The organism is Paenibacillus aquistagni (assembly GCF_900177815.1).
Taxonomy (GTDB): domain Bacteria; phylum Bacillota; class Bacilli; order Paenibacillales; family Paenibacillaceae; genus Paenibacillus_B; species Paenibacillus_B aquistagni.
This window is the reverse complement of sequence record NZ_FXAZ01000001.1, coordinates 1,186,855-1,201,654: the sequence shown is the minus strand read 5'-3', so window position 1 is coordinate 1,201,654 and position 14,800 is coordinate 1,186,855. Positions and strand designations below refer to the sequence as shown.

Sequence of the window (14,800 nt, the reverse complement as noted above, 5' to 3'; positions counted from 1 at the left end):
CCTCCTAGCTCTCCTTGAATGAATAATAGCTACACTAGCTTGAATGAATCCGTTAATGTGTCACAGCTGTTAGGCCCGACCAAAATGTGAAATTGGCCTGGATCGCTCGTATAACGAAGATCCGAATGATGATAGCGCAGCTGCTCTTCAGTTAACTGGAACGTCACGACTTTGCTCTCTCCCGGTTGAAGTTCGAGCTTCGTAAAGTCCTTCAGCTCACGTAGCGGACGTACGACCTCGCCGCTGATATCGCGAACATACAACTGAATCGTTTCAATTCCTGATCTTGAGCCGATATTGGTAACCGTAACACTGACTTCAAGCGTTTGATTGGCTGTGATCTCCGAGCTCGACAAAGACAATTCACTATAATCAAAGGACGTATAGGATAACCCATAGCCAAATGGCAGCAAGGGTTCATGATCGGCATCGATGTATTTCGATACATATCGCTCTCCTCGCTTAGCAGAGTTGAACGGACGCCCTGTATTGAAGTGGTTATAGTACACGGGCACTTGTCCGACGGATTGCGGGAACGACATCGATAGCCGTCCGGATGGATTCACATGGCCGAGCAGCAGATCCGCTACGGCCGCGCCTCCTTCTGTGCCAGGGAACCAAGCTTCGAGCAGCGCATCCGCTTCGTCGAACACGCCGTGCAGATCTAGTGGTCTGCCGTTAAAGATAACCGCTGCGATTGGCTTCCCTAGCGCCTTTAGCCGTTGAATAAGCTCAAGCTGAGCTTGCGGTAGACGAATGTCAGTCCTAGACGCCCCTTCGCCGCTCATCGCAGACTCTTCCCCAAGGGCAAGTACGATGACATCCGCGCAGCGTGCAGCTTCCAGCGACTGCTCCAGCACATGCTCGGCAATGGTGTGTACGCCGCATCCTTCTATGATTTTCAACGCGCCAGCTTGCATGCGTGCTGATAAGGCATCTCCCAGCTTCACCGCATCTTCTGTTTTGCCCTCGCAGGACCACCAGCCCAAGATATCATCGCTTTGCGCGAATGGACCGATTAACGCCACCTTGGCTGCTTGATGAAGCGGCAGAACGTTATCGTTTTTGAGCAGGACACAGGATTTGACCGCGAGTTCATACGAAGCTTGACGGTGTTCGCGGCAAAGAACAACATCGCGCTCACGCACAGGATCTGCTGCGCGCAGCGGATGGTTGAACAAATCAAGCTTTGCTTTCAGTCTTAGAATGCGAAGCACGGCTTCATCGATAAGCTTGTCATCGATGAGTCCGCTCGCCACCAGCTGTGGCAAATGCTGCACATAACAAGGCGTCATCATCTCGATATCCACGCCTGCCTTTATCGCACGGTATGCCGCCTCATGGTCATCCCGAGCAGCGCCATGCGCGATCATTTCTCTAATGGAGGCCCAGTCGGATATGACGACTCCATCGAAATTCCATTCAGCGCGCAGAATGCCGCGCAGCAGCTTCTCATTGCCGGTAGCCGGAATACCGTCAACCGTATTGAAGGAAGACATGACCATTTCACAGCCTTCATCTAGTGCAGCCTTGTAAGCGGGCAAGTAGGATTCGCGCAGCTGCCTTTCGGACATATCAACTGTGTTGTACTCACGTCCGCCTTCTGGAGCTCCATAGGCCGCAAAGTGCTTCACACAAGCTGCAAGGCGGTCATGCTCCTCCTTCAGGCGTACTCCCTGATAACCGCGAACGAATGCGCGTGCGAATTGGCTGTTCAGGTAAGGGTCCTCTCCCGTCGTCTCCATAACTCGACCCCAGCGAGGGTCGCGCACCAAGTCCACCATGGGTGCGAAGGTAACGTGCACGCCGGATACAGCAGCTTCTCTTGCTGCGATCTCCGCGCTCTTTTCCGCTAGTTCTATATCCCAAGAGCAGCCAATGGCAAGCGGGATCGGGAAGATCGTCTTGAATCCATGCACAACATCCGCCATAAACAGCAGCGGAATACCGAGTCTGCTGTGTTTCATATAGTCATTCTGAATATTGATGACCGCTTCAGCTCCTGACAGTCCAAGCACGGAACCGCTGGCCGCAACCATATGATCCGTTATTCCCAACTCCTGCATCGGACCTGTAATCTGACCTTCTTGATCAGAACACTCGTGAAAGTTAGGTGTCAGCTGAAGCAATTGAGCGACTTTTTCCTCCAGTGTCATTTGTTCGATTAAAGATTGAAGCTGTTTATCGTCCATAGTCGTTTCCTCCACGCTTATCCATCGTTATTGTCATGTTTTTTGAGTTGAAATGAGATGACCTTCTCCTGTCGTCTCCTTTCTCAAGAATGTGCATAATTCCTATGCTTAATGAGGGAGCTAAAGGAGCAGCAAATGCTGATTGAACGTTTCATTCACTTCCTTGATTCTCCATGCGTTATGCACATTCATCAAAAAAGAAACGATATTGCTTCTATTAATAGAGAGAACCCGGCAGCATTAGAGTTCTGGCATACCGGGTTCAATTAACTCGGGCCGTTGGCTCGCGCCACTAGCCAACTTTCCTCTTCGTTGAATGCAGCATTACTTTAAGTTGTTTAATTCGTCAAGTACGGGCTGTACAAGGGATTGCTTGCTCTCCACCCATTTCTTCCAGTTCGCTTCCAGATCTCCGCTTTGCAGGATCAGGTTAGCGTACTCTTTTTCATAGTCAAAGGTCGCTTGATTCTTGGATTTGGAATCATATAATTGAACATCCCAATCATAGGGTGCCAGCTTGCCGCCTTCTTTGCCAAGCTTCGCCTTGTCTTGATAATGCAGAACAGCTCTATCCCGATAATCCTTCTTGATCGCTGGGTTGATGACACTGAAATCATCCCCTAGCAGATAGAGTCCTTCAAAGCGGCTAGGATATTTGTCCTCCAAAGAAGTGCCTTCTGGAAGAAGGCTCACAAGCTCATTGTTGTCTCCGTATTTCCAATCCTCGCCCTCAAAGCCCATATTCAGAATCATTTGTCCATCCTTGCTCGTGGAATAATCAAGCAGATCCATGATGCGTTCGAATTTCTCTGTGCTGATATCAGGTGAGAACACAAGTGCTGACCAGAAGTTCACTTGCTCCAAGTTGCGATATTTTCCATCATCACCTAGTACAATAGCCGTATGAACAACGTCATCGCTTTCGACGTTCAGATTCTTTTTCATTGCTTTGTCAACATCTTGTCTATAAGAAGCAAGGCCGCCAAGGCTTGTGATTGCAGCTGTGCCGCTCACCCGGAAGTTGTCACTGCCTTCACTGTTCTTCCATGTATAGAACTCAGGATTAAGCAGGCCCTCTTTATAAGCTTGCTGCATGATTTGAAGTCCCGTAAGCGTCTCTTGATCGGCAGGACCCCAATGATATTGTCCATCTTCTCCTTTATAGAAGGCGGATTCGACGCGTGCATGCTCACTGTTTGGCATGATGATATTCGTGAGCGCATCTGCAGCGTTGTAAGAGATTGGAACCAAACTAGAGCCTACCTTGCCAGGGTCCTGTTCCTTAACAAGACGCGCATAATCCATCAATTCGGAGGTGGTATATACATCCTTTAATTCAAACCCGACAGCCTCGGCCCAATCCTTGCGAAGCGCGATAACTCCAATTTGGTTCACGAGCGGATCTGCGGGCTTGTTTTCATAGTACACAGGTCGAGGCAGGATATAGGTGCCGCCCTTCAGCTCCTCAAGCTTATCGCCTAGCCCTGTCAATGAATAAGCTGCTGCAACATTCGGCCAGCGTTCTTTCCAATCATCAGGGAATTTGTAGAGCAGACCTTGGTCAATATAGTTCATGGCATCCCCGTGGATATAGTTCCAAGCTGCAACATCAGGCAGATCGCCGGAGTTGATCCACAAGCGAAGCTTCTCGCCCCATGAGTCCCATTCGACGTAGTTGTAATCCCACTCCAGATTGAACTTATCCATCCAATATTGATGGAACTTGTTGTCGAGCTCGCCATCCTTCAAGTTAATCGTACTGGCCACGGAGATCTTCAGCTTATCTTTATAGGCTCCGCTGCTGTCCTTCTCATTGCTGCCTTCCGATGCTTGATTGGAGCATGCGCTGACAAGCAGCATCGTCAAGCAGATGGTGAGTGCGACTAAGGATTTCCATGAGAGTTTGGTTGTCGTTTTCATGTTTTTTAGCCCCTTGTTGATTAGATTTTGATACAAAACCTATATCTATCGCATTAATCAGGTCTTGATTGCCCCTGTTAATACCCCTTTCGCGAAATGCTTCTGCAGCATTGGGAAAAAGCACATAATTGGTACCATCGTGACAAATACCGCTGCCATCTTCATTCCTGTAGAGAAGGCCTGCTTGCCCACAGCATCGACACTGGACGCATTCGATGCGTTCGTTGATGACTCCACGATGATAGCGCGCAAGACGTTCTGGAGCGGCAGCTGCTCTGCCTTGCGTAGAAAGATCATGGCATCGTACCAGCTGTTCCAGTATGCTACGCCATAGAACAAGGTAATGGTCGCCATAATCGGCGCGGCCAGTGGCAAGACGACCGAAACAAGAATTCTCCATTCCCCTGCACCGTCCAACCGAGCAGATTCCATCAGGGACTCGGGAAGACTTTGAAAATAGTTCATCATCAAAATCATGTTGAAAGCACTGAAGCTTCCTACCAGAATTACAGACCACAGCGAGCCTGTAAGGTGAAGCGTCTTCATAACCAAGTAAAGCGGAACAATACCGCCATTGAAGATCATCGTAAAGAGCACTAAGAAGAAGATAAGCTTTTTGCCGGGAAATTTGTTTCTGCTTAATCCATAAGCCATGCTGCTCGTCAAAAACAAGCTAAGCGGAAGACCAGCGAGCAGCAGTTTGATCGTGTTCCAATACCCTGTCAAAATGCTGCCATCTGAGAACAAGGCCTTATAGGAAGCTAGCGTCGGGTGCTTAGGGAAGATCATTAATGGGTTATCCGCGTATTCTTTTGGTGTTGAGAACGATATTGCAATGACGTTCAAGAATGGAATTAAGATCAGCAAGGCGGCAATAATCAGCACAATAAGTAGGAAGTAATCCAGTGCTGTCATCTTGCCCTTCTTGTATTTCGTTGTTGACTTGACGGTTGCGCTCATGGTTATCACCTCTTTCTTAACGGAATAGGCCGTCTCCGCCCATCATCTTGGCGACTCTGTCAGCAAGCAGCAGCAAAATCATGTTCACGAGTGAACGGAATAAGCTGACTGCCGTCGAGAAGGAAAAGTCGGTTGCCGATTGGAATGTGATCCGATAAATATACACATCAAGCACTTCGGACACATTTTTGGTTGCTGCATTTGCCAAGTTGAAGATTTGGTCAAAGCCTGAGGACATGAGTCCGCCCACCGAGAGAATAAACATGATGGTTACCGTTGGAAGAATATTAGGCAGTGTAATCCTGAACATCTGCTGCATCCGTGAAGCGCCGTCTATCTCCGCTGATTCGAATTGATCCTGATCAATACCCGATATGGCAGCAAGATATATGATCGCACCCCAGCCGGTTGACTTCCAAATATCGGTGAAAATAATCATCGGTACAAACATCTTCTCAGAACCTAGGAAATTGATGGTCGGCAGATTCATCATAGCCAAGGCGCTATTGACAAGTCCGTCGTAAGCGAGCACGTTGATGACAACCCCAGATACGATAATCCAAGACAGGAAGTGCGGGAACGTAAGCACGGTTTGGAACAGTTTCTTCGTTCGCCGCATCCGCAATTCATTGAGCATTAATGCCACTAGAATCGGGAACGGAAACTGGATAAACAGCTTAATAATGTTGATGTAGAGCGTTCTCCACACGGCGTCGATAAAGGCTGGATCACGAAATACATAAGTGAAATTCTCGAATCCTACCCACGGGCTCCCGCATATTCCCAGATTGGCTTTATAATCCTTGAAAGCTAGCGATAACCCGCCCATCGGCATGTAAGCGAACACAATCAACCAGATCAGTCCTGGAATGAGCAGTGTGTATACCATGCGGTGCTTCCAGATTTCTGATAGGAGCGTCTTTATCTTGGAGCTCCCTTTCCCATCGCCATTCGATTCCTCTATTGCAGCTGACTTCAAAGCACATCTCCCCTCTCTCTCTATTGCTGGTCTTCAAATAAAAACGTAAAAGCTGTCTTCAAATGCTCCTCCCAAAATAGCCAATCATGGGTTCCAGAACCTTCAACATATTGAAATTCAAAGCGGGTGTCCTGCATATAAGCTGCAAACGATCGGTTCATCGCGATGAAAGGATCACTAGAGCCGCAACAGCACATAATAGATGGAAGATTTCCTTGTTCGCTTGCTCTCTTGGCAGCCAACTGATACAGATCGGACTCTGGCTCGACAATAAGCTCTAGACCGAAGGCAGCCTGCATTTCCTTTTTCATTCGCTCGGGCATCTCAGGATCCAATATTCGTTTTTGAATATCGGTCACACCGGATAGGGACACAGCCTTGGCATACTGCTCTGGATAAGTAAGCGCGCATTTCAATGCTCCATAGCCTCCCATCGATAAGCCGGCAATATAAGTATGTTCAGGGCTTGTATTGATGTGGAACAGATGAGCGCACAGCTCAGGAAGTTCTTTTGTCATATAGTCAAAATAATTGAGGCCATGCTTCATGTCCGCATAATAACTTCGATTCGCCTCTGGCATAATGACGGTGCAGTTATGCTTTTGCGCGTACATCTCTATCGTTGTCAACCGCTGCCACGTGCTAGCATTATCACCTGCACCATGCAGCAAGTAGAGGGTGCTGGATGGTGGTAATCGCGATTCCAACGGATAGATGACATGGATGCTTGTCGACATGCATAAGGTGGTTGAGCCTGTTTCTATCGTTATATGTGCCATATGGAATCCCTTTCATGTTAGAAAATAGTGAATCAAGTGTTCGGATTGTTGTCTTCGAAGAACGTTGCTGAACACGGCATTGACGGAATGAAAGCGATTAATCGAATCGTTTCGACTAAATCATAGCGCTGCCGATGCAAGGCTGTCAATCATTATTTTTTGAATGAAATGCGGCCTAACCGGAAACAACGGTTAATAGAACCATAAATTAGTTCAAATGACAATTATGATACATTTATTTCTTTGTGCAAGCGATTACAAAATGATCATTGACTTGAATTACATGTAAGATCTATAATCTTTATGAAGGATAATCTAAACGTTTCGATATTGAAGAATAGAACTCGTTTATTTCAAGGCAGAATTGATTAATTTGAAAGAAGGACTCAAGAATGACAGCTATCCTCGATCGTTTTTTGCTTGATATTAGACAGGCGGCATTCCATATCCATTCTGTCCGTGTATGGAGACAAGGCGAACAAGTCGCTTCATGGGATCAAACTGCCGATGTTCGCCGTCCTCAGCACTCGATTAGCAAATCCTTTACGTGCATGGCCGTCGGATTGGCCATAGCCAATCATAAGCTGTCGCTTGATACGACATTAGGCGAAGTGTTCCCTGCATATGCGGAATTGGTCAAGGCGGCAGCTCCTTCTCATCAACCAAGCAGGATTACAGTAAAGCATTTGCTCACGATGAGCAGCGGTCATGACTCTCCTCCGTTATGGGCGGAAGAACGAGCGGCGCTTACAGAAAAAGACTGGGTGAAGTACTATATGTCACTGCCTCTCGATCGCAGTCCGGGCAGTCGATTCACATACAGCAGTGGTGATTCGTTTATGTTGTCTGCGATTGTTCAAGCCTGCGTTGGATGCAGCGTGCAGGAATATTTAAGGCCGCGCTTGTTCGAGCCGCTTGGAATGAAGGATGTAGACTGGGAGAGCTCTCCGCTCGGTGTTACGCTAGGCTGCGCTGGTTTATCGATCAGTAATGAGGAATTAAGTCGATTTGGGCAGATGCTGCTGCAGCGAGGTAGTTGGCAGGGTCAGCAATTGGTTCCCGAAGAATGGATTGCGCTTGCGACTAGGAGGCATATCGCGAATGCGGGTAGTCTGGATTGGAGCATGGGCTACGGCTATCAATTCTGGATGTGCTCGCACAATGCTTATCGGGCAGACGGAGCACACGGGCAATTTTGCATCATCATTCCGGAGAAGGAAGCCGTTATTGCGATCAACAGCGAAGAAGACCGCATGCAGGACATCTTGCATTGCGTATGGCAGGGCATCCTGCCTCTGTTGTAAAGGGAAGATAACAATGAAGCGAAGTTCCTTATTAACCTTATTTACAAAAAGGCACTGAAAAACGATGCATGATCCCCGATGCTTCCTCTTCAAGGAAATTGATACTTGCGTAAACGACAAACGAGCCCAAGAACTGATCCTAAGGCTCGTTTTTGTCTTCTATGATTTCGATAACAATGATTCCAGCACGTGCAGCTCATTATGTTTATTTAAAAGCAGGCTGACCTTTGCCCGCAGTCCCTGCCAATCCGATCTGCCCCTCCCCTGTCACCGGCTCGTGAGTTCCATCCAGATGAGGATCTACATATTTTACGAACCAATGCTCTAACTTCGCTTTCATGGCTGCAACTGTATCTTGCTGTTCCTCTGCATCTATCAGGTTCACACGCTCACCGGGGTCATTTAAGATGTCATAAAGTTCATGCGGTCCATAGGGGTACCTGTGAACGTATTTCCATTCCTTTTCCCTTATCATCCTCACTGGTCCGTACTCGTCGTAAACGACCAAATGATCTCGTTCTTTCATCGAATCACCAAGAAGCAGCTTCTTAAAAGACTTTCCAGGAAGGCTTTCCCCTTCCGGAAAGGGCAATTGAACATAATCGAGGAGGGTGGGCATAAAATCATAGGCACTTACAAGTGCATCCGTTACAGCATTCATGGGAATGCGCCCAGGATGACTGAAAATAGCAGGAACCTTCACCGATTCCTCGTACATATTGACAGGTCGAGTGGCATTTCCTTTGCCTACAACACCATGATGGCCAAAGCAAAAGCCGTTATCGCTTGTAAAAATAATCAAAGTGTTTTCTCGCAGCCCCTTTTCTTCCAGCCAATCCACCAATCGGCCTATATTGGCATCCATGGCCGTAATAGAGGCATAATATCCTTTTAGTTGATCTCGAAGATCATCGTTTTTAAGAGGTGGAACACTCTCAAAAGGACAATTCTCATACATCGACAAATAGTGTTCAGGATGATTGTTATTCTGCCAAGGCGCATGCGGCGCAGTATAATGGACACCAAGATAGAACGGGTTCTCATTTTCCAGCATCTTGTTCATGTACGCTAATCCTTCATCCGTAATTACATCTGTAATATATCGCTCTTCATTGATTACCTTTCCCTCCCTGATCATGGGAGCCCCATAGTAAGCTGCTCCTCCGCATTGGTGAACGTACCAAGACTCAAAACTTTTTTGAGGCTTTCGGCTATCGCCTAAATGCCACTTGCCACTCAAACCGCATTTCCAGCCGTGAGCTGCTAGAATATCGGTATATCCCGTCATTCCTTTTAAATATTCGATGATTTTTTCTTGTTTTAGCCACCCGATCGTGTTATCAGCTCCCATATCCCCATCTGCAATCCAATCGTGTACACCATGCTGGGATGGGATGCGCCCAGTCAGAAGCGTTGCACGAGCAGGAGAACATACAGGAGAAGCACAAAAAAAGTTCGAAAAGCGAATGCCGGTGAGAGCCAGCCGATCCAAATTAGGTGTAATCAACTCAGAATTACCGGCACAACGCATAGCCCACGGACCTTGATCATCAGACAATATAAACAAAATATTAGGTTTCGTATGATCCTTGCTTGCCATTGTAATCCACCTCTATCTATTTAAGATGAGAACCTTGTATGTGCCAAGATTGAATGTCATAAATATCGGGGGTTCATGAAGACTACGAGATCAGTCTTGCTGCATAGAAACGGCCTGGTCCTCAAGCACCAGCAGCACTAGGCGATATATTGGTTAGCACTTACGATGTCAAACAACTCGCTTTCTTCTAAGAATCTTGCAGCAGCCTGATCGATCATTTCCTCATCTACAAAAAAAGAGGCTCTCATCTTAGTAAAAGGACGAGAACCCCCGTGGCAGCATTTTCATTTGCCTGCATAACCAGACTAGTCTTTCAAGTATTGAACGAGAAGAGTCATTATGCAGCATGCCAAAGTTCAATACATTCAATTCAAGCGTATTTAACGTTTAGTCCATTTGCCATTCGTAAAGTCAGGAATGGCAACAGGTTGGCCGCCAAGGGCGATGGATTCTTCTGATAAGGCAGAGATGCACATCCATGACGCCATATCATAGACATCGAGCGGTGGCAGTGTTTTATTTTTCACACTATCAAAGAAGTCCGCGAATACCAGCCAGTCGATGCCGCCATGGCCTGCCTTCACACCCTCCTCGAAGTACTTTTTCCAGATCGGATGCTCATATTGCTCTCTGAAGCCTTCGACATTCCCCCATTGTGGACTCCATTCCACATTGTGGTCATGAATGCCATCGATGAAGATCGAGTTGTTCTCCTCCATAAACATTCCCTTAGTGCCACGTACGGTAAATCCACGAGAATAATATCTTGGCAAGGTTGTGTCCAATGTAAGGACGATGGTTTCTCCACGCGCGCATTGGATCAGAGTCGTTACCACATCGCCTTGCTTGAATTCTGCATGCATAAGGGCTTCATCATCGCTCTTATGCTGCTTGATATACTCCTTCATGCCGCTTGCCTTTGAAGCGACGGAGACAAGGGATACCATGCGATTCCCGCGATTGATATCCAGCACCTTGGCAATTGGTCCAAGCTCATGCGTTGGATAGTTCTCGCAGTTGCGATTCATATATTCGTTTAAGCGGTAATGGCGATTCTCACGTCCATAGGCAATCTCATCTCGCAGATCGTGCTGATAGCCGCCAGAGCAATGAACGATGTCGCCAAACACCCCTTGTTTAACCATGTTAAGAACCATAAGCTCTTCTCTGCCATAGCAGCAGTTCTCAAGGATCATGCAAGGCACCTTGGTTCTCTCGTACGTCTCCACCAATCTCCAGCATTCCTGAACAGAATAAGCGCCGCCTACCTCGGATGCGACATACTTCCCTGCTTCCATTGACGCAATCGTAATCTCGATATGCGCATCCCAAGAGGTGCAGACAACAATGGCATTGATGTCTTCTATAGCCAGTACTTCTTCATATTGCTGAGTCGTAAATGGGCGGACTCCCAAAGATCGTTCTACTGCCTTCGCTGCATGTTCGGTTCGATCCTCATAGATATCGCACACAGCCGCAACTTCAACATCTGGAGTCTGAAGAATGACTCCTTCAAGCAAGCTGCTGCCGCGTGCGCCCAAGCCGATAACTCCAACTTTTATTTTGTTACTCATATCAGCACGCTCCTTCATTATGATGCAACTGCAATGGCGTAAGATTCCACAATTATCTAATAATATGGATGAATACTCCTATTATATCGAAGGTCAGCCTCCATTTATAGGTAGAATTGTAGTGTAAACTCGTCTTTTCGCCACATCATTGAAGATGTTCGAACCGCTAACAGGAGGTACACCATAAAAAAGCAAGTCCGAGGCTCCTAAGAACCTTGGACTTGCTATCACATTAAGCTAAGATGATGATGATATTGCAGTAATTAAACCGTACTGTTCAGGGTTAATCGGTATCGGAATTGCATATCATCCTCAAACCACATCATAAAGTTCGTGCCCCACACATTGTTATGCAAATTGAAGTGGAAACCGCCTGATAACGGTGCATACGTGTTGTCGAATTGAAGCAGTCTTGCTTCTCCAGGACATACGAGAGGAGCATCCAGCGTCTCTATGACAACAGAGCCGTCTGCAGCATCATAATACAGCCCGGACTCAACACCGTGCATATTGCGATTGCCGTCTTTTACGACGGAGAGCGGAGAGATCCGTTCCCCCATCTTATCAAGCAGCCATGCATTCGGATTGTCGACAGCAGGCACAAATGAGAACCAGCTCGCTTCAGGGAGCCTGCACGCTTGCTTCTCGCTCCAGAGCAAGGCAATATCCACGATGGGCTCGTCTCGATAGAACGTATACACGATGACTAATTTACGCGGAGCCCCATATTGCTCGCATACCTCAGCCGAAAGCTTCAGCTCGGCTGTTACCTTGTCATATTCGGGCAGCTGCTCGAGCTTCAGCGAACGTAAGGATGGCGGTGTGCTGCGATGCTCGGGTCTAGGCTTGACATATTCGATGCCAGGCTTGCCGAAGTCATTGTCTGCCCAGCCATGATGAATATCGAGATTGGTCATATATTCTTTGAAAAAGCGGTCATAGCTTTCTTTGCTGAACGTTTCATAGGTGTAGACACCTAATCGGTGTGAGCTGTTCGCCCATTGCTTGCCGTTGATGTCAATCAAGCAATTGATCGAGCCGTCTGGAGCAAAGCTGGCTGTGAATTGTCCGAGTTCATATTGCTCATCCATCTCGAGTAAGCGCTCATTTGCCACCGCAGGTGAGATAAACGGTGTGCTCATTGCTTCAAGCCTTGCAGCCGCTTCGCAAGCAAGCTCATCAGGAAGCGCTTGAATAGCATGTTTCAAATAATCGCGCTGCTCCTGCCATGAGCTCTCGTAATGACTGTAGGTTCGTTCCATGCCTATTTGTCCTGTCAAGTACTCGTATTTCTTTCGTTTGTCATTCTCGACTAGATCTCTCGACCTAGCAGCCGCAAACTGGGCAGCGGAATAGTTGGTAAAGTCAGCAAGATACACGGAATTGTTCAGTCCCCAGGTGTGTTCGGGAATTAGCATCAAACGATTGCAAAATTGCGCAAAGGCCTCGCTATCTGGATCCAGCTGACTTGAAGCAACCCACTTGTCTCTTAGCCGCAGCAATTCTCGATATCTTGCAATCCTCCATGGATCAGAAGCGATTCCATGAATCCATGAGTCGCCGATCTCCTCGTGTATTACTGGCAAGCGATCCTTGATGCCGCGAAGCTTCTCAGCGAATGCATCCAAGGTCGACGCGATAATCTCTGCCTCTGGGTACTCAAGCTGAAGCTGTGCAAACAACTCACGTACTTCCTCCATCGACGAGGGTCCATGATTATCATGCGTATGAGCGAAATACAGCGCATCCTCAAGCCCTTCCATCTGAAAGGGCTTGCCATAGCTGTCGGCATAGTGAACAATGATATCCGACCCATCTGCCGCACGCCACACAAACATGCTTGGCACCTTGGGATTCTTCGAGACCATATTAACGCCTAGATGCAAATATTCGATGCCCTGCTTCGCAAGCATTGGCACGATAGCAATAGTATGTCCTGGAACATCGGTCATTTTGGCTGCAATCGTCTGCTTGTTGAATTGTGAATCCAGCTTTTTTGAGATCGAAAGACCGAATTCAAACAGTCGTTTGTCCATAATCTCTGTATGCGTCGTGAAAGGCAGTCCGTGCCAAGCGATCCGCCCTCCTTTGATAGCGGCTTCCATCCGGGAGCGCATGTCTGGGTCAGCATGCTCAAGAAATTCATGAATTAACCATGATCCTGTCGTCCACACGAACTTTACGTTTCCTTCTTCGTCTGCAAGCTGCTCAGAAAGCTCTAGCGCTTGCGGGATGAATCCTTGCATATAGCGATCCACGACATTTTGTCCCATATCGGTAAATCCAATATCTAAATGCGTTTTGAATACGACATGTACTCTTTTTATCGCTGTGTTCAATATATCTGCCCCTTTCGAATTCAAGCGGATGTACTCATCTTGAGCTTGATTCTACTAGAGCATGTGCCTTTCGTCTTTGTCTGAATCAGTCAACCTTTTGAAAAATAAGGACATTCAAATCCTTTAATCGTTGCAGAGCATCTTCACAGAACGTGGCGGATTCATAGACAGATAGTCGAATACCGTATAAGGGCATAGAAGTATTGAACAGCGCAGAATATCATTGCACAAACAGGACTTCAACACTGTCGCCCAGCTGCCTTTTCTATCGTATGCAATGTGAAGATTATGTCCAACTGTGTTAAGCTTAACAAGACTTTTAATGTGAATTGCATAAGCACAAAGAGGAGGCACTTATGAAAAACTATCATCTGCTCCCCCTATCATTTGAGAATAGCGGACAACAATCCATCCTTACCCCTGTACTCATTCATGATGAGGAGGACTGCATTCTTGTGGATTGCGGTTATCCCGGCTTCACCTCTCTATTGGATGAAGCCCTTGCCAAGCATCAATTATCGTTACAATCTCTGACCAAGCTCATTGTTTCTCATCATGATATCGATCACATGGGAGCTTTGGCAGCGATCAAGCGCTCCTATCCTCAGATTGATATTATTGCTCATGAACAAGACGCACCCTACATCAATGGAACGTGCAAATCTCTTCGCCTTGAGCAGGCGGAATCGACATTAGATGCATTGCCTGACGCTGCCAAGCCGGGGGCGAAGGCGTTTATCTCCTACTTGCAAGCGATGGAGCATGCGCCAGTTGATCGGATTGTGGCAGATCGAGAGATTCTCCCATGGTGTGGAGGAATTGAAATTATTCATACGCCTGGACATATGCCCGGACATATATCGTTGTATCTTCCCTCTAGCAAGACGATCATTGCGGCAGATGCGGTAGTCATTGAGAATGGCGTGCTAGATATCGCTAATCCGCAATTTACACTTGATATGGATCAAGCGATAGCATCAGTTGAACGGCTGGGCCAATATGATGCCGAACATCTCATCTGCTATCATGGCGGTCTGTATGAAGGTGATGTGAAGCAAGCGTTGCATCAGCTTCTGCAATCCTATGCGTGAACAATGGAAGCATTATGCTAGCTTGCTGACACAATAAAGATGTTACTCGTAGGATTGACCAT

The 14,800-nt window shown here is 47.2% G+C and carries 10 protein-coding genes; 2 read left to right on the top strand and 8 right to left on the bottom strand.

The window, feature by feature from the left end:
- Nucleotides 1-29: 29 nt before the first annotated feature.
- From bglX to B9Y93_RS05630, 5 genes are all read right to left on the bottom strand, one after another.
- Nucleotides 30-2,192 (bottom strand): beta-glucosidase BglX, encoded by a 2,163-nt coding sequence (gene bglX / locus B9Y93_RS05650; RefSeq protein WP_085493340.1) that lies wholly within the window; start codon nt 2,190-2,192, stop codon nt 30-32.
- A gap of 324 nt (nt 2,193-2,516) precedes the next feature.
- Nucleotides 2,517-4,112 (bottom strand): type 2 periplasmic-binding domain-containing protein, encoded by a 1,596-nt coding sequence (locus B9Y93_RS05645; protein ID WP_085493339.1) that lies wholly within the window; start codon nt 4,110-4,112, stop codon nt 2,517-2,519.
- Between the two features lie 57 nt (nt 4,113-4,169).
- The gene (locus B9Y93_RS05640; protein ID WP_085493338.1) at nt 4,170-5,072 is read right to left on the bottom strand and encodes a carbohydrate ABC transporter permease; all 903 of its coding nucleotides are present in this window, start codon (nt 5,070-5,072) and stop codon (nt 4,170-4,172) included.
- A 16-nt stretch (nt 5,073-5,088) separates the two neighbouring features.
- Nucleotides 5,089-5,961 carry an ABC transporter permease gene (locus B9Y93_RS05635; RefSeq protein WP_097675973.1) on the bottom strand — a complete coding sequence of 291 codons (873 nt, stop codon included), beginning with the start codon at nt 5,959-5,961 and terminating at the stop codon, nt 5,089-5,091.
- A gap of 110 nt (nt 5,962-6,071) precedes the next feature.
- Entirely contained in the window at nt 6,072-6,830 is a 759-nt protein-coding gene (locus B9Y93_RS05630) for an alpha/beta hydrolase (RefSeq protein ID WP_085493336.1), read from the bottom strand.
- 392 nt (nt 6,831-7,222) lie between these two features.
- Here B9Y93_RS05630 and B9Y93_RS05625 point away from each other — a divergent pair, with 392 nt between their 5' ends.
- The gene (locus B9Y93_RS05625; RefSeq protein ID WP_085493335.1) at nt 7,223-8,134 is read left to right on the top strand and encodes a serine hydrolase domain-containing protein; all 912 of its coding nucleotides are present in this window, start codon (nt 7,223-7,225) and stop codon (nt 8,132-8,134) included.
- A gap of 205 nt (nt 8,135-8,339) precedes the next feature.
- Here the strand turns inward: B9Y93_RS05625 and B9Y93_RS05620 are convergent, their stop codons facing one another.
- The 3 genes from B9Y93_RS05620 to B9Y93_RS05610 all read right to left on the bottom strand — a co-directional run bounded on the left by B9Y93_RS05620 (nt 8,340) and on the right by B9Y93_RS05610 (nt 13,647).
- The gene (locus tag B9Y93_RS05620) at nt 8,340-9,734 is read right to left on the bottom strand and encodes a sulfatase family protein (protein WP_085493334.1); all 1,395 of its coding nucleotides are present in this window, start codon (nt 9,732-9,734) and stop codon (nt 8,340-8,342) included.
- 380 nt (nt 9,735-10,114) lie between these two features.
- Nucleotides 10,115-11,308: a Gfo/Idh/MocA family protein gene (locus B9Y93_RS05615; RefSeq protein ID WP_085493333.1), complete on the bottom strand. Its 1,194-nt coding sequence runs from the start codon at nt 11,306-11,308 to the stop codon at nt 10,115-10,117.
- A gap of 263 nt (nt 11,309-11,571) precedes the next feature.
- The gene (locus B9Y93_RS05610; RefSeq protein WP_085493979.1) at nt 11,572-13,647 is read right to left on the bottom strand and encodes a DUF5054 domain-containing protein; all 2,076 of its coding nucleotides are present in this window, start codon (nt 13,645-13,647) and stop codon (nt 11,572-11,574) included.
- Between the two features lie 356 nt (nt 13,648-14,003).
- Between B9Y93_RS05610 and B9Y93_RS05605 the strand changes: the two genes are divergently transcribed.
- Nucleotides 14,004-14,738 (top strand): MBL fold metallo-hydrolase, encoded by a 735-nt coding sequence (locus B9Y93_RS05605; protein ID WP_085493332.1) that lies wholly within the window; start codon nt 14,004-14,006, stop codon nt 14,736-14,738.
- The last annotated feature ends 62 nt before the right edge of the window (nt 14,739-14,800 follow it).

Coding starts and splice junctions, on each gene's coding strand:
- B9Y93_RS05630 (WP_085493336.1), bottom strand. CDS start 6,830: ATGGCACATATAACGATAGAAACAGGCTCAACCACCTTATGCATGTCG.
- B9Y93_RS05635 (WP_097675973.1), bottom strand. CDS start 5,961: ATGGTATACACACTGCTCATTCCAGGACTGATCTGGTTGATTGTGTTC.
- bglX (WP_085493340.1), bottom strand. CDS start 2,192: ATGGACGATAAACAGCTTCAATCTTTAATCGAACAAATGACACTGGAG.
- B9Y93_RS05640 (WP_085493338.1), bottom strand. CDS start 5,072: ATGAGCGCAACCGTCAAGTCAACAACGAAATACAAGAAGGGCAAGATG.
- B9Y93_RS05605 (WP_085493332.1), top strand. CDS start 14,004: ATGAAAAACTATCATCTGCTCCCCCTATCATTTGAGAATAGCGGACAA.
- B9Y93_RS05625 (WP_085493335.1), top strand. CDS start 7,223: ATGACAGCTATCCTCGATCGTTTTTTGCTTGATATTAGACAGGCGGCA.
- B9Y93_RS05615 (WP_085493333.1), bottom strand. CDS start 11,308: ATGAGTAACAAAATAAAAGTTGGAGTTATCGGCTTGGGCGCACGCGGC.
- B9Y93_RS05620 (WP_085493334.1), bottom strand. CDS start 9,734: ATGGCAAGCAAGGATCATACGAAACCTAATATTTTGTTTATATTGTCT.
- B9Y93_RS05645 (WP_085493339.1), bottom strand. CDS start 4,112: ATGAAAACGACAACCAAACTCTCATGGAAATCCTTAGTCGCACTCACC.